The sequence below is a fragment of the Chitinophaga sp. CC14 genome (genome assembly GCF_048957795.1).
In the GTDB taxonomy this organism is placed as follows: domain Bacteria; phylum Bacteroidota; class Bacteroidia; order Chitinophagales; family Chitinophagaceae; genus Chitinophaga; species Chitinophaga ginsengisegetis.
Genome location: NZ_JARBFY010000005.1, coordinates 59,126 through 78,937, shown reverse-complemented (window position 1 = coordinate 78,937; position 19,812 = coordinate 59,126). Strand labels below are relative to the sequence as shown.

Here is a 19,812-nt window from a genome sequence, read left to right as displayed (position 1 = left end):
AGATGAATATCATTACAGATTATAAAAACAGACAGCTGTTCCTTTCCAGTATTGATGAGAAGGGAGCAGCTCCGCTGTGGTACGACACGCCCAACGAACGGGTACAATTGTGGGTGCAGTATCCCGGTTACAGCGTGGTGGCATGGCATCCCGGCAATCGTTGGCTGGTGCTGAATTCCCCGATGATCATAGGATCGCGCAAACTGGTGAGCAGGATGGTGGTGATGAACATCGATACACAGGAAGAACTGTACAGCATCAACCGGCACCTGTATTATAACGCCCTCTTTAATGCAGCAGGCACGCATATCCTGCTGGAGGCCTACAGCCAGAAACCCGTTTGGGTGGATATTGCCACCGGTGAAACTGTAGCAGTAGTGCCTTCCGCGGTACGCCTGGGCGATGGTACTTACGATCCTTTTCAGGATGTTTTTTATTTTCCGATGGAGAAACAGAAGGCATATATCCGCGTGGACGGCGCCGACTTTACATGCACTAAAGTAAAAACACCTTACCCCGACCTGGTGAGCAAAATCACCTGGTGGAACGGGCAATACCTGGTACTTACACATGGCAACATCCTGTTTTGCTGCGATCAGCAGTTCCAGCCCCTGTGGCAGCGCAACTTCTCCGACCTGGGCGGCGACAGTGGCCAGGTGCATGGCACGGATATCCTGGTAACGGAAGACGATGCACTGATATGCCTGAGCGCCGGCGCCACCGAAGCCAACGGGTGGGGCGTGGAATATGTGCTGGACCGGAAAACCGGGGCTGTCCGTAATATCATCCAGTCTGAACAGGGCCGCGGACGTATTATCGGCGCCTATTTTCATCACCACGTACTTTTATATACCATGAAACTGCTGAACCTGGATACGGGAGCAGTGGAAGCATTTTTGCCCGGTTTTAAGTAATTTGCACCTGATTATGGATATAAGCGTTAACAAATACATCAGTGAAACCGGCTTTTGCAGTCGCCGCGAAGCTGATAAATATATTGAACAGGGCCGCGTAACGATCAATGACAACATCGCCTCCAAAGGGAATCGCGTTAAAGATGGCGACGTGGTAGAAGTAGACGGGGAGCCGCTCAAAAAGAAAAAAGCTACCGTGTATATTGCCCTGAACAAACCCAAAGGGATCACCTGTACCACAGACCTCAAGGATAAAACCAATATTATCGACTACGTGAACTTTCCCTCCCGCATATTCCCGATAGGCCGGTTGGATAAGCGTTCCGAAGGACTGATATTCCTCACCAACGATGGCGACATCGTGAATAAAATCCTGAGAGCCGGTAATCAGCATGAGAAAGAATATATTGTTACCGTGGACAAACCCATAGACATCGAGTTCCTCAAAAACATGCGCAACGGTGTGCGCATCCTCGGCGTAATGACGCAGAAATGCTTTGTACAGCAGGAAGGCGCCAACCGTTTCCGGATCATTTTAACGCAGGGACTCAACCGCCAGATACGCCGGATGTGCGAAGCACTGGGCTATGATGTAGTGGCGCTGAAACGGACACGCATTATGAACATGACGCTGAAAGACCTGGCACAGGGAAGCTGGCGGTATTTTACGAAGGAAGAAGTGAGTAATTTGAATGCTTTGGTGGCGAATAGTAAGAAGACCGCGGGGAATGATGCGGATGGGATGGATGAGTGATTGGGTTTTCTTTTTATTGCCTCCGGGCACGGGTTTTATATCCGTGGTACCTCTCCACTGTTCTACCTCTTCTAATGAAGTTCAATAAACCTGCTGGACTTTCTGAATTCCAGCGGAGAGATATTTGTCTTAGTCCTGAACAATTTGGAAAAAGACTGCGGATATTCAAAACCCAGTTCAAAAGCTATTTCATTTACAGATAAATCTGTCATAGTGAGTTTTGCCTTCGCCTTTTCTATGATCTTCTCCTGTATGTGTTGTTGGGTACTATTGCCTGTAAGTGTTTTGAGCAAGCCGCTCAGATAATTAGGCGAAATATTCAACTGGCCGGATATATCCTTTACCGTTGGCACCCCGTTCTCTTCCAGTGCTTCTTTGGAAAAAGCCTTTTCCAGCAATGCTTCCAGCTGGCTCACAATACCGTGGTGGGTAATGTTACGGGTAATAAACTGCCGCTGGTAAAAGCGCTCTGAATATTTCAGCAGGGTTTCGATGAGGGAAATAATAATCCCCTGGCTGAATTTATCAATGTTTGTACTGTATTCCTGTTCAATGTTCCTGAACAACCCGCTAATTGTCTGCTCTTCATAATCAGACAGGAACAGGGCTTCATTTACTGCGTAATCAAAGAATTCGTATTGCCTTATCTTCAACGCAAGGGGATGGCCCCAGAGAAAATCCGGATGGAGCAGCAGCAACCATCCGGACCGGTTTATTTCTTCCACCTGATCGGCAATAAAATTAAATACCTGTCCTGGTGCTATAAAATTCATCACGCCTTTATCAAAATCATACTCTTGTTGCCCATACTTCATTTTCAAACAATACTGCGTGTATTTGCTCATACCTATAAAATAGAAATTAGTGGTCGCCACTATATTTACATACTTAGGCAGCTGCTTTAGTTCGGCAATATTGACTACACTGATAAGCGGATGTCTTGTATCAGGCAAACCTTTCAGTTGCAATAGCTCATGGATGCTTTTTATTTTCAGAGGAAGGTTTCCTGCCATAATATTTAGTTTTGATGGTACCAGGTAGCGTACTCCCTGGCAAAATCCCGCAGTTTTCGTTTCCCTAAAACAGGTTTGTTAAGGTAGTAGTCCTGCTGCGCTTTTCCATTATGCATATTTGCCTGCATTTCTACCAGTAATCCGGCAACTTCAGGCGATACGCCGGTAGCTTCGAGTCCTTGTTTTACCTGTTCTCCGGGAATTGCTTTCCATTGCAGGTCTGGTATTCCAATCGCTTCTCCTATAATTTGTGCCGCCTGGTTACAGGTAAGTTCCTCGCTGGCTACATAGGTCACCTTCGTACCTGCCATCGCCGGGGTATTGATCTCTTCCACGATAGCAGCAGCAATATCTTCAGGAGCTACAAAAGCCACCATATCCTCGTCGCCATAATTGGATACAATCATACGCTGTTGGCGGATCATATCCTTAAGGTGGTAGAAATTACTGTAAAAAGGTCCCGGTCGCACAAAGGTAATAGACACATCCTGAAGTGCCTCAAACTTTTTCTCCGGCCGGACGGAATTCAGCAGGTGTGCTATCCATCCCGACAGCACAATCACACGCTTTACCCCGGTTTGCCTGATAGCCCGGATATAATTATCCAAATTGCTATCCCAGGCATCCAGGTCCCGCATCGTGAAGTTCAGCGGGTTCATACAATAAACAATATCAGCTCCTGTAAAGGTTTTAATGAGGAAAGGGAGATCCTGAATGCTGCCAATAGCGGGTTGGGCGCCCATAGCCTGTATCCGGGCCTGTTTATTGGGATCTGTACTGATGAGTGTGATCTGATGTCCTGCCTTCACCAATATTTCAGTGAGTGGTTTACTGATATTCCCGAGGGAACCTGTAAGTACGATTTTCATTTTCAGTAGTTTAATGTACTCAAAGGTCCACCGGGATGCCGGAGGAAAAGTGTTCAAATCTCAGAAGATTGTATGAAAATGTAATTTGACTACGAAGCCGCCTATAATGGCAACGCGCACCAGGATACAATCCCGGTACGCGTATAGTCATTTCCATCAGCTGGAGGAAACAACAAACCATTATCTAATGATTGGAATAAAAACGTATTTACGGCATTACTTTCTTCAACGCAGCCTCTAAAGCTTCGCCACGGAGATATTTACCGATGATTTTTCCGTTTGGATCGATGAGGAAATTCATTGGAATAGCGTTTACTTCGTACAGCTTGGCTGCTTCATTATCCCATGCTTTCAGATCAGTTACCTGTGTCCACTGTAAACCATCTTTTTCAATGGCTGCCAGCCATTTTTCCCTGTCATCCGGCTTATCCAGCGATACACCCAGTACAGTAAAGCCTTTGTCTTTAAAAGTATTGTAGGCTTTTACCACATTTGGATTCTCTCTTCTGCAGGGGCCGCACCAGGAGGCCCAGAAGTCGAGCAGTACATATTTACCTCTGAAATCAGAAAGTTTCACCGGCTTACCGCTGGCATCCAGTTGTGTAAAGTCGGGAGCCGCAGCGCCTTCCTGGGTTTTCTTCACTTTTGCAATGCGCGTGCCCAGTTCCTTACCCAGATCCGACTGGCGCAGTAATTCATCAAACTGGTTAAATTCCTTTTCTGCTGCAATCGCATCAAATTCAGGCGGCAGGGTAGAGTTGAAAGCCATCAGTGCCATGTACTTGTTGTGATTGGCTTTTACATACTTCATCTTGGCGGCGATGATCTCGTCTTTGATGATATTGGCTCTTCTGTCGAGACTGTTCAGGTAAGCGGTATCCTTTTGCTGTTCGAGTGGCTTCGACTTAAACTCCTCATTCAGTTTTTCGTACTGATCATAGATGGGTTTCAGCATGGCATTCACTTTTGTGTTGTCGTCGTTGGTCACGCTGCCGGTAATAACTGCATTTTTGATCGAGTCCTTTGCTGTGATGGTGATGGTTTTGTCTTCAATCAGGAAGGCAAGAATATCTTCTACCGGACGGGTAGTCGGGTCGGGAGGAAGATTGTTGTGTTTCACCACCAGGTGAGCTTCTTTAGGTGCATGTACACTGCCTTTGAAAGTGAATCTGCCACCTTTCATGATGGTGGAGTCCATGAGGCGTTCACCATCTACTTTATAGGTCAGAAACACTTTTACGGGCTCCTTGATATTACTCACGCTACCTTTAATGGTATAAGACTGTTGTGCTACTGTTGCCAGTGGAGTACACATGCCCGCTACCATTATCAACTTATTCAGATTCATGTTATGATTTTTGAAGATGATTACTTTTTCTTTGCTTTCCGTGTTTCCTTTACTTTCTCTTTTGCTACCGGGGCGGGTTTCAGCAAATTGTTCATCAGCGCGGGCTGTTCCAGCAGGCGCATTGCTTCTTTAAAGCTGCCGTTGTCGGTGTTTAATACCTGCAGGTAGTAGTCGTTGCCGGCGAACAGCTGCGCGGCCAGCTGGCCTTTTATTTCGAGAGAGAGCAGGGGGAGGATCCTGTCTTTACTGCCCGGCAGCAATGGAAGTCCAGCCGCTTGTGCGGAGCCAACTACTTCCTGTACCAGGTAATCCGGAACGTTATATTGCTGATTGAATGCCTTGAAATCCTTGTAATCGGCCAGCAGCTTTGCGCGATTGGTATCGAGATAATCGAAAGTGATTTTGCCTGTGAGCTGATGATCTGCTACATCCTGCAGCCAGCCGTTGTATTCAACGGTATCCAGCGGGATGAAACGGTCCGGCATAATACCACCACCGCCGTAAACAGTTCGTTTACCCGTCAGCGTAGTGAATTTTAAAGAGTCGGGGAAGTGAATTACCTTTTCATTGGTGAGTTCACCGCTGGCCAGCCGGGTGTATACGTTGTCGCTGTAGGAGGAGCCGTGGTAGGGCTTTTGAATAGACCTGCCGGAAGGCGTGTAGTACCGGGCGCCGGTCAGTTCCAGCACAGAGCCGTCGAATACGGGCACCGGACGCTGCATCAGTCCTTTACCAAAACTTCTTCTGCCAACAATGGCGGCGCGATCCCAATCCTGCAGGGCGCCGGTGAGTATTTCACTGGCGGAGGCGGTATACTGGTCGATCAGCACTACCAACCGGCCTTCCATGAATCTGCCGAAGCCGCCGGTATAATAATAGTCCTTGCCTTTGTCCCTGCCAACGCTGTAAAATACCAGTTTGTCTTTAGGAAGAAATTCATCTGCCACGCCGATTGCTGCTTCTACATATCCGCCGCCGTTCCCCTGAAGATCCAGGATCAGGCTTTTCATCCCTTTTGCCTGCAAATCGGTGATGGCCTTATCTATTTCATTACGGGTGGTTTCACTGAAGATGCGCAGGGAAATGTATCCGATGCTGTCGTTGACCATATAGGCGGCTCTTACAGACCTGTCGGCTACCACGTCACGGACGATCTCTTTGGTAATATCTGCCGGGTTATTTCTACGGCGTACTACCAGTGTCAGTGGTTTACCTTTTTCTCCCCGTATTTTTTTCATCACCTCAAAGTTGGTAGTGCCGGTAACGGGTATGTTATCTATAGAGATGATCCTGTCGCCGGCCTGCAGTCCTGCTTTTTCAGCCGGACCACCGCTAATAACCTGGGTGATATAAGCGGTGTCTTTCTCCACCAGGAACTGGATTCCTATGCCCGCAAATTTACCTTTCATCGCTTCCTGCATCTGTGCAGATTCAACGCCGGAGAAATAGCGGGAGTGGGGATCCAGCTCACGCATCATACCGGCAATGGCTGCATTCACCAATGTTTCATCTGTCAGCGAATCCACGTAGTTGCCCTGGATAGTTTTTAGTGTCTGCCAGAGTTTTTCTTTCGGATTTACCTGTGCTTTCAAACTGAATGAAAGCCCCACCAAACCCATCGTAACCAGGGAATATCTTTTTAGCAACATAAATTATTTTTCTGCTTTTAAAAGTTCGATCGCATAGGTCAGTTCATCTACCAGTTTACTCGGACTACCGGAATAGCCTTCTGCGGTATAGCGCATGACCCCATCTTTCAGGATTACTTTTCTCGGGATACCGGAAGAGTTGAAGAAGGGTACAAAAGTTCTGAAAACAGCATCCTGGTGACCGGTTGCTTTATCGATGTTATCATGCAGCAAATGGAAACGGAAGCCTTGTTGTTTGATATACCCTTCTGATTTTTCTTTGTAATTATCGTACTGCATAGTACCTACCATGTAAATAGCTACCTGTGGATCGTTGCTGTATTTATCTACCAGCATCTGCATGCCGGGAAACGCGCTGATACAGGGTTTGCACCAGGTTGCCCAAAAGTCCAGGACCACAATTCTGTTGCCCCATTCGCTGGATCTTACCGTTTTCCCTTCCGGGTCCTGCATGGCAAAAGGCACATATTCTTTATTGGTCATGCCGGCTTTTACTTCGGCGATGAGTGTTTCCTGATCCTTCACGGATTTCAGGCTTTCGAGGTATTGATCATATTTGCCATCTTTGTTTTTGGCGGTATATATTTCCTTCAGCTTGTCGAACATGGGGGCTGTCATGGCATTGGCCCTTACGCAGTTTTCAAGGAATGGCTGAATGGCTTGCTGATCGCCGGTTTGCTGCAGGATGTCCAGGTGGAGCACATTCAGTTCAGCTTTGCCATAGGCTCCCTTTGCAGAAAGATGCGGGAAGTATTTTTTTGCTTCCGCATATTTTTTCATGCTATGCAGCAGGGTAATATGGTTGGTGAGTTCATTATCGAGTTGTTCGGCGGCATTGGCGGCGGCGGTTTCTTTATTGAAAACACCTTGCTCCTCATAAGACCCGTCGTTCACTTTCTTCACCAGTTCATTGATCATCCGGGTGGAGATGTTGAAGAGAGTATCAGGGCCCACGATTTTGAAAACAGTGGCCCTCATCACATTCCAGCGATACAGCTCATTTTCTGTTTTGAAGTTCAGGGGAGATGATAACTCCAGGAATTTATCAAACTGTTTGGTATCGAAATAGGAACTGCCTAATGTACGATAAGTGGTATAGTAAATAAACTCTTGTCCAATTGGCTCTTTGTGCCACTCGTCATATGGAAATGCTTTCAGAAAATCTTCGGATTGCGCGATTAAGGCTTCCATTGTTTTCGCACCGGAAGCTTTATGAAAGGCCGCAAGGCGGGCGGTGGCTCCTTTGGGATATTTCTGAAGCAGCAGTTCCTGTAGTTCCTGTCCTCTTTTTGTGTCTTTCAGCTCAAACTGGAAATAACGCTGAATGGTACTCAGCTGTTGCTCGTTGAGCGCCGTTTGTTTGATGAGGTCTTTGGGGGCTGCATCCCTGTATTGCTCCTTGTTGATCTGCTGGGCAAATACGGTAGCAGTACCGAGTAAAAGACCACATCCGATTAAACCTATTGTTCTTCTCATATCCTTAATTTTATCTTGGGTTCTGCAATAATTCAGGATTCAATTCAATATTTTTTGGAGGGATAGGATACACGTAACGGTCGCCGGCAGTGAGTGTATAAGTGGTGCCTTTGAAGTCGCGTGTAACGGTTTCCGCCAAAGCTGGTTCCCTGCTTAACCGGCGCTGATCAAACCAGCGAAGACCGGTACCAAACAGTTCCCTTCTTCTTTCGTCGAGGACTATACGTAATGCGGCGGGCGCATCGGCAGCGGTGAGTGCGGTATAATCTGCGGCTTTGAAGCGATGCTGACGCAGGGAATTGACCAGGGTCATGGCATCGTTTGTGTTACCTGCTCTTGCGAGACCTTCTGCCTGTGTGAGCATCATTTCCGGTATCGATACGCCAACGGCGATGTTATCGTACTGGAATACCATATCACGGTAAGAACCGCGTCCGGTGAAGGCCGGCTGGAAGGTGCTGCCATTACGGGTAAACAGGGAGTACCGTACATCACGGGTATCAAACAGGTTCACCAGCTTGCTGCTGAGCGGCAGATTAAGATAGCCGGGCCTGGTAGCTTCTTTCGACATGAGTACTTCGGGATTCTCCAGTCTTCTCGGATATGCTTTGGCGCCATCTGCATAGTCGCCCAGGTTGAGCAGGGTTGACTGGTAGGAGAGCGACTTTGCTGCATTTTCTGCTGCTTCCGGATAGCGTTGCATGTAGAGATACGTTCTTGCGAGTACTGCATAACCGGCCGCTTTATTAGGATGCAGGTTGTTGGTGGTTACGTCCGGCAGCACAGGAATGGCGGCGGTCAGGTCTTTGATGATCTGATCATACACGGCCTGTACGGATGGGCGTTGTAAGCTTACAAAAAGATCGGGCGACAACAACAGCGGTACTCCCATGTCAGAAGCCGCGCTGCTGCTGTTATACACACGGGAGTAGATGTTCACCAGCGTGAGATAGGTGGTGGCACGTTGTACCTGTGCTTCTGCATAAATACGCTGCTTTTGCAACGTGGTACCGTTTTCACTTTCCATGACGAAAGAAGTAACCTGGTTGCATACATACACCAGATTGTAGAGTGCATCCCAGCCGGCGTCGCCTTGATCGGAAGTATAATAAGTGTCGGCCCAGGTATATATGTTTCCTAACTCGTTGGTCAGGAGGTTCTGCATGCTGGTATTGCTTTCGAGGTTAATGTCGTCGCTGGAAAGAATCGGCATGCTGGCCGATTTTTCCATTACATCCACATTGTTCAGCAGTTTTTCAAAATCTGCTGTGTATTTAAACTGGCGTTGGTTGGGTTGTTCTACTTCCACATATTTGCGGCAGGAAACAGCACCCATTGAAAAAGCCAGCAGCGATATATAAACAAATTTCATTTTCATCTTGGTCATTTTTTCTGTGTTAGAAAGAAGCGTTCAAACTCATGAAATAACTGGGTGATGGAGGAAGGTTGGAATAGTTGTTCCTCATCACATAGCTGGGATCCAGTCCTGATTTGTTTTCACGCCAGATGATACCCAGGTTTCTAACCGAGAAGTTGACCCCTACCGATTTTACCATCAGGCGGGAGAGTGCTGCTGATGGCACCTGGTAACCGATATTGATTTGTTGCAGGCGGATATGACTGGCGCTTTCTACCAGCAGATCAGACATTTTGTAACGGTTACTGCTGTTGGTAGTTACATTGGGAAGACCCGGAACATTGGTAAACTGTTCGTCGCCGGGTTTACGCCAGCGCAGTGCAAGGTCCTTCTGGGTGCCTATCACGCCGTAGTAATTGTTGGTGGCGTAGTCCGGATAATTCTCAATAGAAAGACGGCGGAATACGTGGCCCATTTCATAGGTAATACGCACACCGAAAGTGAATGACTTATAGTTGAAGTCATTGAAGAAGCCACCAAAGTAAGGAGGTGTGGTACGGCCCATGTACACCAGGTCTTCCTGGGTGATGGTGTTGTTGCCCGCATCTGCTGAAATGATCTTTCCATTTTTATCATATAGTTGGGAACGGCCTTTGTTGTCCAGTCCGGCCCAACGGTAAGCATATACATAATCATTCGGCATGTCCACAATAGGGGTACTGCCATTTACGGCCAGGCTGCTGGTAGGTTTGGTGAAGCGGGAATCAGTTACCTTGTTGGTATTATAAGAGAAGTTAAAGGTAGATGCCCATCCGAATTTATGTCCCCGGATGATTTCTCCCCGGATGCCTACATCAAAACCGTGACCGGTCATGCTGGCGGCATTATAGGCGAGTGAGGACCAGCCATAGGTACTATTGATCGGGAATGTCCAGAGCAGATCAGTAGTGCGTTTGCGGTAAGCATCCAAGGTCACATTCAGGCGACTGTTTAATACGCTGAAGTCAAGCCCCAGGTTGGTGGTGCGGGTAAGCTCCCAGCTGATCTGGTTATTGGCGGGGGATATTACACTGCCAAAAGGTTCGCGGGTGATGGGATCCAGGCCGTTTAATGAAAGGATGGCCGCATTGCTGGCGCTGGTGGGAACAGATCCGGCTGTTCCGTAAGTAAGACGAAGTCCGAGTTTGTTAATCCAGTTTACATCTTTCATAAAGTCTTCAGACGTAATATCCCATTTCACACCGGCAGACCATAGCGGTTTGGCGCGCTGACTGCGGGAGGCGCCGGCAAGGGTGTAATCATCAAATCTTACGCTTCCGGACACCACATAACGGTTGTTGAGGATGGATAAGGCGCCGTTACCGTAGTACGATAAAAACCTGTTGATAGACCGGAGAATGCTACCATCACTATATCCCAGGCTGGTGCTCCAGCCCATCACGGTCATATAGGGAGTGGTTGGATTCCAGGAAGCGGAAGAGTAAGTATCTTCATCAAATCCAAACCTGGTTTGCTGGTAGCTGGTAGCCTGGTTTTCCCGGATTTCAGTACCTGCCAGTGCATTAAGACTGAAAAGAGTGCCCCAGGATTTATTTACGTTTACCTGTCCGCGTAATCCATAGCTGGTTTCCGTACGGTTATGACTGATCATTTTACCGCCGTATGGTACGCCATATATCAAGCGGCCATTGGCGCCAACAGTAGTACCGGTGTTTACAAGCGTTCTTGTTTCGTAGCTGTTCAGGTTAGAGAGATATACATCTTCCCCGTTGTTACGTTGCAGGGAGCCGGCCACACTTACATTCACCCAGTCGGTAATTTTTGTATTGATATCTGCATTCAGGCGGATACGGTTTTCCTTGTCGGTAGTATTGCCGTAGTTCAGTTCCTGCAGGGGGCTGTAGGTCCAGGGCAGGTAGCCTTTGTTGAGGAAGTCGGCGGCTACTTCATCGCGGAAATCGATAGACCGGGCAATAGGGTTGCCGGCGGCATCCGCGAGCATTTCGTAAGGGCGGAGGCCCTGGCGGCCTTCACCGATTGCATTCAGCGCAGCGGTGTTGGACAGGCCGTTGGCATAGTTATAATTGATACCGGTATTTACTGTTACACGGTCATTAAATAGTTCGTTACTCATGTTGGCTGTAACAAAGTAGTTTTCACCTTTATTACCTCTGAATACCGGCAGGTCGCGGGTATAGTTGGTAGATACATAGTAGGTGCTGTTTTGTCCGCCACCGGAGAAGGAGAGATTGTATTGTTGTGAAACCGCGCGTTGCAGCAGCAGGTCGCGGATCTGGCCGCGGTTATCCATATTGCCGAGCGCGGTGAGGGCTGAATCGCGTTGCGCAGCGGTAGCGGTGCCGCGGTCTACCTTGAACATCCATTCCAGGGCTTCACTTACCGGCTTGTTCTGGTTGAAAGTCATCCAGCTGTTATCCCATTGGGCGGGATCGCTGAAGAAACCCAGGCCTTTCATTTCTTTTTCCAGGTCAATATATTCTGCACTGCTCATGCGGTTCAGATTTTTCATATTGGCGGGGTTGGAAACGCTCAGGTTTGTACTGAAGTTCAGGGAAGAAGAATTCTTTTTTCCTTTTTTGGTAGTGATCACAATCACACCGTTAGCTGCTTTGGCTCCCCAGATAGAGGTGGCGGCAGCATCTTTCAGTACGGTAATGGATTCAATATCTTCCGGGTTATACCTGCTCAGTATGGCGCCGCCGCTGGCGTTATTGTTGAGCCGGTTGGACAGCTCCTGGTCAAGCGCAGGGAATCCATCTACCACGATCAGCGGGCTTCCGCTACCATTAAGGGTGTTGACGCCGCGTATGGTAATCTGGTTGTTTCTTACGTCGAAGCGTACGCCGGGTGTTACCCCTTCCAGGCGTTCCATCAGGTTAACGGCAGGTACGCTTCTGATTTCTTTCGCGGTAATCTGGCTGAAGGAGCCGGTAGCGCGTTCTTTAGGTATAGATTGGTAACCGGTAGACACCACACTTACTTCCTGGAGTTGACGTACATCTGTTTCCAGTCTGGCGTTGATCACGGTTTTGCCGTCCACGTCTACTTTCAACGGGTTCATGCCCACGAAGGTGAAGATAATGGCGTTTGTTTTCTCTTTCAAACGAAGGGTATAGCGGCCATCACTGCTGGTGATGGAACCGAACCGGATGGCAAAGCCTTCCGGGATCACGGTGACACCTACCAGCGGGTGACCATCTTTATCCGTGACTACGCCGGTGATTGTTTGTACATAATCATCGGACGCAGTGGCAGATGCAACGCTGCCTGTTGCTTCCCGCGCCTCTTCTCCTTTATCGGGCCGGGTATCCCTGATGATGGTGTAGTAGTTTTCCTGTACGTAAAGGAAGATGAATCCTTTTTTGTAGAGTAAATCTTTCAGGACACTTTCTACCGGTTCTTTCTTCGTCAGCGGACTTTTAAAATTAACATAGATGTTGTCCAGCAGATGAGCTTCATATGAAAATTTAGTACCGTAAACGGCCTTTACTTCTTCTAAAGCAGCTTTTAATTTCACTTGTTGCTGGGCAAATAAACTTCCTGGCAGTGTTCCCAGCAGGAAACACATGACAAATAATATTCGTTTATTCATTCTCCTAATTTTGGCTGATAATTAAATGATTTGCTTTTTGATCGATTTTAAGATTAAACACCTTTCTGATAACAAAAAGGATGTCGTCGGCATTGGCAGCGGGCACAGTTCCCGAAAGCTTTTTCTGTGCCAGTTCCGGCGCTTGTAAGCTGATTTCATAGCCATAGGTATCTTCCAGCACATTCAGTATTTCAGAAAGTGTGTAACCATCCAGGTCCATTTCGTTGTTGGTCCATGCCTTGTTGGCCTGTGGATTCCTGTTCATGGCGGTCAATACCTGTTTGCTGCTGTCGTACATGAAGGCGTCTCCCGGTTTGAGCATTTTGACAAAGGCTCCGGTGCCGTTTTTTTCAATTCGCAGACTACCTTCCAGCAGGGAGATTTCAGTGATGCTGCGACGGTTGCGGACATTAAATTTCGTACCTAATACTTTTAGTTCCAGGTTGCTCACATGTACCAGGAAAGAGTCTGATTGTTGCAGGCGGTTCTTCATGGCTACATGTTTTACCTCGAAGAATGCTTCCCCCTGCAGCCAGATCTCTCTTGGCTTTTCTGATTTCCAGGTGCGTGCATAATGGATGGCTGAGTTGCCGTTTAAGGTAACAACCGTTTCATCCGGTAATACTACCTGTTCCCGTTTACCAAAAGTGGTACTGAATTTCTTTTCTCCCAATGAGGACCATTCCCGTAAGGCGACTAATAGTATCAGGGCTGCTGCAGCAGCGCCTATCCACCTGGAAGCAATTTTCAGCGGCCGGTACACCCGTTGCTGCCTTTGTTCATCAGCTGCTATCTGGTTGGCAATTTTGTCCCAAAGCTGCAACTTGCCGGTGGCTGGTTGATACGGCTTTTGTTTGTTGATGAGCAGTATCCAGGCACGGGCTTCTTCCATTGCAGCCCTTTTGTCCGGGTATTCACCGGAAATACGCTCCCAATAAGCCACAGACAGATCATCCGCTTTCAACACATGCTGAATGAACTGCTCATCTTTAAAAAAAGACGTAGTGGTATAATGATTGTAATCGCTGTGCTGATGTTCCATGCCTGATTATATATACACGACCCTTTAAAATTTTATCCCTTCCTGTATTAAATAAATAATAATTTTATTTAAAGGACGATAAAATGAATAATTTCTAATTACGACTTTAAAAAACAGGGCGATCTTAGATTTTTTTCAAGGATATAACAGCAGTCAAAATAAGGAGATCAGTTTTGGACAGATAAGTCCGTAGTACATCTATTGCTTTATATACCAATTTATAGGTACTGGAAACGGAAATCTGCATCAGGGCAGCAATTTCTTCATATTCCATTTCCTCGTAATACCGGAGGTGGATAATTTCTCTTTGTCGCGGTGTCATTTTTTCCAGTGCACGACCCAGGTTGGTGCGTATGGTCTCCAGCCTTTCGCGGCTGATCATTGTTTGGTCGTAAGCCAGCTCCTGATCCGCGTCCATCCACTGGTCCAGGACCAGGAAACTGTATTTGCGCTGCTGTATATCCAGCATGCGCAACAATACTCTACGGAACGACTTATATAAATAGTTTTTAACTGATTCGGTGGCATTAATGGATTCCCGTTGTTTCCAGAGCTTAACGAATAAGTCCTGCAAGGCATCTTCTATGATGTGGTCATCCTGCGTAAACTTGTGACCATAGTTGAATAACGGGGTATAATATCTGTCAAAGATAATTTGCAGGGAAGATTCATCTCCTGAACGAAAACCATCCCATATATCTTTGTCATCGGTCATAAATCCTGCACGATTCAGTTTGGCTTATGTGCGAAGGTGCTAAAAATGTTTTACATTTCAAACCATTGGGAGAGTGTTAATTCAAAATCTCATATAAGTCTTTGATACCCACCAGCAGGAAGTCCGGCGGGATTACCATATCATTTAAAAGCGCTGGCGCGCTTCTCCGGTTATTTACTCCTCTATCACCATAATCCCTTGCTGTTTCAGCATTTCCAGCCCATCTTTCATCGCTTTGATTTGCTCCGGTGAATGTTTTTGCCATACCGTAACCTCACCAACTACCTTAAATGGGTGTGTGGAGCGGTAGGACATTGTAGGATTGCCCGGGAATTTTTTATCGGTTACGTTGGGATCATCTTCCAGCGGGCCTGTTGCTTCTACCAGGTATATTCTTTCCCGTCCGTCTCCCGCGGCCAGTTCAGCGCCCCAGATAGCTGCATTCAGGGTGGCGGAGAGGTAAATGTGTTTTAATTGCCTGTCCACAAAATTTGAGTTAAAACCGGTTTCTATAAGATCCCCGATTTTTAAATCCGCTTTGGTGCCATGAAAGAAGGTCTGAGAAAAAAGACTCAGAATAGGTGCCTGGGTGTCGGTTGTACTCATTGCGTTATTGTTTTTGATTTATCGTTTGTATTTTACGGTCCATTATTTCCATTGCTTCCGAGAAATACTTCTCCAAAACTCTTAATTCTCCTGATGAAAATGTACCAAACAGTTTTTCGGTGTTGCTTTGAAAATCTCCATAAAGGGGTTTGAACAGCGCCGTTATCTTTTCTGTATCCGGTACGATGATAACTTTTCTGCGGTCTGCTTTATCAGCTTGTCGTTTTACCAGTTTTTGCTTCTCAAAACGGTCTATTAAGCTCGTAACCGCGCCGGTGGTCAGGCCCGTTATATTAGAAAACTCCCCGGCTGTCATTTGCCCCTGCTGCAGTAAAAACCCTAAATATTTATGGTCCGTGCCGGACATGCCTGCTTTTCTGCCAATGGCTTCGTGCATTTGGATGGAAGTATAGGCAAATTGCTGACTTAGCTTCCTTAGTTTCCTGATTTCTTCTTTAGCAGGCATATATCTTGATTATTAATTATCTTAATTGTAAAGATAAATAATAAATACTTAGTCGTCAAAATAAAACTGAAATTTTATCTGGCCAGGATTTGCACCGGTTCCAAGCCTTTTATTTCCGTCACTTTTAAAAGCGAGAAAAGTCCATTTGTGTCTGTTGATTTGAGCAGGACAGACAGTAAATGCCCGATATACCAATAAGAATTTTTTAATGTAGCCTTTGTTAGTAATGGCTGGTCATTTGCGGCAATCATATTAAATTGGGGAAATGACATCACAGGCAGGAATAAGCCGCTAAAACTGCCGGTAGACTTTAGAAAAGATCTCCTGTTTAACATAGATACAAGATTTTGTCTTGTTATACAAGTTACGGTGATACTTTCTAAAAATGTACATACTTACCTGATGGAAAGTGACGGGGAAATCACGTAAAAATAAAACCCGCAGTTTATTTTTTAGTTACCATTCTATTTTATAATCAAATAACCAGTGATTGCTTTTTTCGGCAAATGCGTTTACAAATATTCTAATCATAAGTTCTCTTATTTTTTGCTGAAATGCGCTTACAATTACTTTGTCGCTTCCTCTTTTTCTTCCTTCCAGCACAATTTTTTCAACGCGTGGTCTGCGCATTTTTTCAAAGGTAGAGAAGATAGTTTCCAACTCCTTCCCATCACGGATGAGTTTTGCTAAAAGCATGGCGTCCTCTAAAGCCATGGAAGCTCCTTGTCCTGAATTTGGGCTTACGGCATGTGCCGCATCTCCAATGAGTATACAGTTTTTCTTAAACCACCTGGGTAAAAATTGAATATCAAAAACATTGAGCCGGATAAAATCTGAAGAATTATTTATGATGTCGGTAATCGGGGAACTGTAAGCCGCATATTGATTCAGCAAACTTTTTCTTTCTGCTTCTTTGTTAAAATTTATTTGTTCTTCCCTGGTGTATGGATTAGCTACCATGATGTTTGTCCACCACATTAACTCATTTTTATTCACCCCTGTGTAGCCAATGAATCCATTTTTACCATAAATAAAATTTATATTGTTGCTATCTGATGGCGTTAAGTTTTGAATTTTATTTTTATCTACAAAGCCACCGCCGCCAACAACACCTGTAAAACCGGGCTTCATAGGCGTGTCTAATACATAATTTCTAACAATACTTCTTACGCCATCCGCTCCAATAAGAATCCTTCCTGTAGCCTGACTGCCATCTTCAAATGTTGCTGTTACTTCATTTTCGGTTTGTGAAATACTTTGTAGTTTTTTGCTGAAATAAACCGGTATGTTTTGTTTCACCAGCTCATCGTGCATCATATCAGCGAGCGTTGCTCTTTTAATATTCACACTTGGATATTTATACTTTGCTGCATTGGAAAACCCTACTTTTGCCAGTTTTTTTCCTTTAGCGTTTTTAAATATTCCATCTACCGCAATACTTCCGCTTTCAATCGCTTTAGTAGCCAAACCTAATTCGGCTAATACAGATACTCCATTGGGTGCAAGGTTTAATCCTGCACCGTTTGAAAATGTTGTTTCGTTGGCTTCAAAAATTGCGGACGCTATTCCTATCTTTTTAAGAAATAAAGCCATTGATGAACCGGCAATGCCACCGCCTATTATTATTACTTTATTATTTGATTGTAATTCCATTTTATATAGGGTTGTTTAATTTGTGAGTTATTTCCTGCATGATTTTAATGGCTGACTGCATATAATTTTCAATCAGTGCCAATTCTTTTTTATTGAAGGAGTTAAAAAGGGCAGTCATTTTGGTTTCTATTTCATTAAATATGCCACCCAGTTCTTTCATAATTACCGGTATATTGGGGACGATAATAACTTTACGCCTATCTGTTTTGTCAAACTCCCTGGATACAAATTTTTTCTTTTCAAATCTGTCTATCAACCCTGTAACTGTGCCTGTGGTCAGGCCCGTATATTTTGCCAGTTCACCTGCTGTCATTGAGCCATGTTGAACAAGGAACCCCAAATACTTGTGGTCAGTGGCTGAAAGTCCCGCCTTTCGCGCAATAGCTTCGTGCATAAAAATGGAAGCGTCGGAATACAGCCGGCTTGTAGCTCCGAACTTGTTAAGCAGGTCGTCTGGTTGTTTTTTACTCATGTGCCAAGTATCTTGGATGCAAAGATAAATGGTTTGCAAGTAATATTCCAAATGCTTTTGCGTTTTTTTTTAGAACTCACTGAGTGTTTGGTGTGTATGCGCATACATAACAAGTCGGGAGCCGGCCAGTGTAATGATGGCCACCGCACCCATATTGATCCAGTAGGGTGGTATAAGGGTTTCTGCTTTCATACTGAAAAACAGCCAGCGATAAAGAATTAGCCCGATAAGCACAAAGTAAAACATGCCACCTATCATATAGGTACATAGTGAAATAAATGCAATGAGCCAATGAAGCGCGCTGCTGTTGGCAATGATGGCGCCCAAAACAGCCACCGACTCTGTAGATACAACAATCAACAGCCAGGCGCCATTGATGCTCTGCTCCAGGGAAGGTTTGGGCTCCTTCATAATATTTACAAGGAAGAAAGTATACAACAACAATATCCAGAGTACAAACCCCGCTATCCATAATATCAGCGCAATATCCATGCGGCCGGTGATAAGCGCCACCTGGCTGCCCAGCACATTGTTACCCGCCACCAGCGTGAGGAAGGTAACGCCCCTGGCCGAATGATGAAGATCGTTCTAAACCACTACCGGGAATTTTATAATCCGGAGAATAAGGATGATCCATAACAGGAGGTAAAAAAATACATTTAAACCGAGGAAAATGCCGGCCATCCGGGTATAAGACCAGAGGAACATTCCTATGGAAACAATACCAGTAGCCATTATCAGCGCAAAATAACCAGGGAAGAAATTTTCCAGTGAAGTGGTGTTGACCGGTTGACCAGGATGTGCGAGTCCAGCTTTAAGCATGATCAGGGTTTTATGTAATTTAAGATTTACTGCGCAGAATAATCTTTTGACCTGACTATTTTATTTTTTGAATATAAGGAGAGAAAGAATTAAATTTTTCCCTGTTTCTCAATTGTTAACATGACAGATCATAAAACCATACTTAAAAATTTTGTCACCTCATTCAAAAAATGGCTGTTGGAAAACTATTCTCCGCAAGAGATCCATGATCTGCAAATTGATGATGCCAGTTACCCGGAGTGGAAACCGATAGAAGCGTATTTTTCAACCCTGCTTGCTGCCAAACAAATCAATCAGCTGGATGATGAAGACCTGGCTCATCTGCTTTATCTTATTGCCCGGCATTGGGATATCGGGAGAATGATTGCATGGTTATCCCATGCGCCGGCATTGTCAAACATCGGTGATCTGTCGGCCGGTGATTTTATGATTCTTGCCAGGGCGGTATCTAAACTATCCCAAGCTGAGTATAATGATGCAAAGTATCAGTTTGCAGCCTGTTTCGAAAAGAAATTCGATACCCTGACACCCGAAATAGAGCACATACTTTTAGACCTTTACCATAGCAATGATGAATATACCCGCCGGATATCCTTGCTGGCGCTGGCAAAGCTGGGTTATCCGGATATAAGAGTATTATTGAAGCAATCGTGGGAAACAGTTGAGGAGCAATATCATAAGATTGGGTGCCTGCAGGCCATTGATGAATATGTAAAAGACCCGGCACTGCTTGATGAATACCTTATATTGGCTGAAGCTGAAACCGGTGATGAGTTGAAAAAATACGTAGTCAGGCTCAGTAATAAATAAAATGAGGGCATCGCCAGATCTTGTTGGGCTTTCAAAAGGTGCTATAATACTTATCGGATACTTCTCAGTTACTTCTCAGTTACTTAGGACTCGTGTATGTGTCGTATTCCCTATACAGTCTCCATACAGTCCCTATACACTCCCCATACACTCCCCATACACTCACAATACACTCACAATACACTTCCCATACACTCCCCATACACTTAGGATTCCAAATTATTGGTTGGGTC

General features: G+C 45.6%; 18 protein-coding genes and 1 pseudogene. 3 read left to right on the top strand and 16 right to left on the bottom strand.

The window, feature by feature from the left end:
- Window positions 1–2: 2 nt before the first annotated feature.
- A complete protein-coding gene (locus PV783_RS19910) occupies window positions 3–914 on the top strand; it encodes a hypothetical protein (RefSeq protein WP_420989308.1) in 912 nt (303 codons plus the stop codon).
- Window positions 915–927: 13 nt separating this feature from the next.
- Window positions 928–1,668 (top strand): 23S rRNA pseudouridine(2604) synthase RluF, encoded by a 741-nt coding sequence (gene rluF / locus PV783_RS19905; protein ID WP_420989307.1) that lies wholly within the window; start codon window positions 928–930, stop codon window positions 1,666–1,668.
- Window positions 1,669–1,739: 71 nt separating this feature from the next.
- Here the strand turns inward: rluF and PV783_RS19900 are convergent, their stop codons facing one another.
- The 16 genes and pseudogenes from PV783_RS19900 to PV783_RS19825 all read right to left on the bottom strand — a co-directional run bounded on the left by PV783_RS19900 (window position 1,740) and on the right by PV783_RS19825 (window position 18,769).
- Entirely contained in the window at window positions 1,740–2,681 is a 942-nt protein-coding gene (locus PV783_RS19900; RefSeq protein WP_420989306.1) for a helix-turn-helix domain-containing protein, read from the bottom strand.
- Between the two features lie 5 nt (window positions 2,682–2,686).
- Window positions 2,687–3,550, bottom strand: coding sequence for an NmrA family NAD(P)-binding protein (locus tag PV783_RS19895; protein ID WP_420989305.1), 864 nt, complete (start codon window positions 3,548–3,550; stop codon window positions 2,687–2,689).
- 208 nt (window positions 3,551–3,758) lie between these two features.
- Window positions 3,759–4,898, bottom strand: coding sequence for a redoxin domain-containing protein (locus PV783_RS19890; protein ID WP_420989304.1), 1,140 nt, complete (start codon window positions 4,896–4,898; stop codon window positions 3,759–3,761).
- A 20-nt stretch (window positions 4,899–4,918) separates the two neighbouring features.
- The gene (locus PV783_RS19885) at window positions 4,919–6,547 is read right to left on the bottom strand and encodes a S41 family peptidase (RefSeq protein ID WP_420989303.1); all 1,629 of its coding nucleotides are present in this window, start codon (window positions 6,545–6,547) and stop codon (window positions 4,919–4,921) included.
- Window positions 6,548–6,550: 3 nt separating this feature from the next.
- Window positions 6,551–8,023 carry a TlpA family protein disulfide reductase gene (locus tag PV783_RS19880; RefSeq protein WP_420989302.1) on the bottom strand — a complete coding sequence of 491 codons (1,473 nt, stop codon included), beginning with the start codon at window positions 8,021–8,023 and terminating at the stop codon, window positions 6,551–6,553.
- 10 nt (window positions 8,024–8,033) lie between these two features.
- Window positions 8,034–9,401 carry a RagB/SusD family nutrient uptake outer membrane protein gene (locus PV783_RS19875; protein WP_420989301.1) on the bottom strand — a complete coding sequence of 456 codons (1,368 nt, stop codon included), beginning with the start codon at window positions 9,399–9,401 and terminating at the stop codon, window positions 8,034–8,036.
- Window positions 9,402–9,420: 19 nt separating this feature from the next.
- The gene (locus PV783_RS19870; RefSeq protein WP_420989300.1) at window positions 9,421–12,993 is read right to left on the bottom strand and encodes a SusC/RagA family TonB-linked outer membrane protein; all 3,573 of its coding nucleotides are present in this window, start codon (window positions 12,991–12,993) and stop codon (window positions 9,421–9,423) included.
- Window positions 12,994–12,997: 4 nt separating this feature from the next.
- Entirely contained in the window at window positions 12,998–14,035 is a 1,038-nt protein-coding gene (locus tag PV783_RS19865; RefSeq protein WP_420989299.1) for a FecR family protein, read from the bottom strand.
- Window positions 14,036–14,159: 124 nt separating this feature from the next.
- Window positions 14,160–14,750, bottom strand: a complete 591-nt coding sequence (locus tag PV783_RS19860; RefSeq protein WP_420989298.1) for an RNA polymerase sigma factor — start codon at window positions 14,748–14,750, stop codon at window positions 14,160–14,162.
- A 174-nt stretch (window positions 14,751–14,924) separates the two neighbouring features.
- Window positions 14,925–15,356: an NAD(+)--rifampin ADP-ribosyltransferase gene (arr, locus tag PV783_RS19855; protein WP_420989297.1), complete on the bottom strand. Its 432-nt coding sequence runs from the start codon at window positions 15,354–15,356 to the stop codon at window positions 14,925–14,927.
- Window positions 15,357–15,360: 4 nt separating this feature from the next.
- A complete protein-coding gene (locus PV783_RS19850; RefSeq protein ID WP_420989296.1) occupies window positions 15,361–15,822 on the bottom strand; it encodes a MarR family winged helix-turn-helix transcriptional regulator in 462 nt (153 codons plus the stop codon).
- A 74-nt stretch (window positions 15,823–15,896) separates the two neighbouring features.
- Window positions 15,897–16,157, bottom strand: coding sequence for a hypothetical protein (locus PV783_RS19845; RefSeq protein ID WP_420989295.1), 261 nt, complete (start codon window positions 16,155–16,157; stop codon window positions 15,897–15,899).
- Window positions 16,158–16,278: 121 nt separating this feature from the next.
- Window positions 16,279–17,475 carry an FAD-dependent monooxygenase gene (locus tag PV783_RS19840; protein WP_420989294.1) on the bottom strand — a complete coding sequence of 399 codons (1,197 nt, stop codon included), beginning with the start codon at window positions 17,473–17,475 and terminating at the stop codon, window positions 16,279–16,281.
- A 1-nt stretch (window position 17,476) separates the two neighbouring features.
- A complete protein-coding gene (locus PV783_RS19835; RefSeq protein ID WP_420989293.1) occupies window positions 17,477–17,998 on the bottom strand; it encodes a MarR family winged helix-turn-helix transcriptional regulator in 522 nt (173 codons plus the stop codon).
- An 18-nt stretch (window positions 17,999–18,016) separates the two neighbouring features.
- Window positions 18,017–18,514 (bottom strand): annotated as a pseudogene (locus tag PV783_RS19830) (tellurite resistance/C4-dicarboxylate transporter family protein); the annotation flags it as partial.
- Window positions 18,515–18,535: 21 nt separating this feature from the next.
- The gene (locus tag PV783_RS19825) at window positions 18,536–18,769 is read right to left on the bottom strand and encodes a hypothetical protein (RefSeq protein ID WP_143313733.1); all 234 of its coding nucleotides are present in this window, start codon (window positions 18,767–18,769) and stop codon (window positions 18,536–18,538) included.
- A 120-nt stretch (window positions 18,770–18,889) separates the two neighbouring features.
- Between PV783_RS19825 and PV783_RS19820 the strand changes: the two genes are divergently transcribed.
- Window positions 18,890–19,579 carry a hypothetical protein gene (locus PV783_RS19820; RefSeq protein WP_420989292.1) on the top strand — a complete coding sequence of 230 codons (690 nt, stop codon included), beginning with the start codon at window positions 18,890–18,892 and terminating at the stop codon, window positions 19,577–19,579.
- Window positions 19,580–19,812 lie beyond the last annotated feature (233 nt).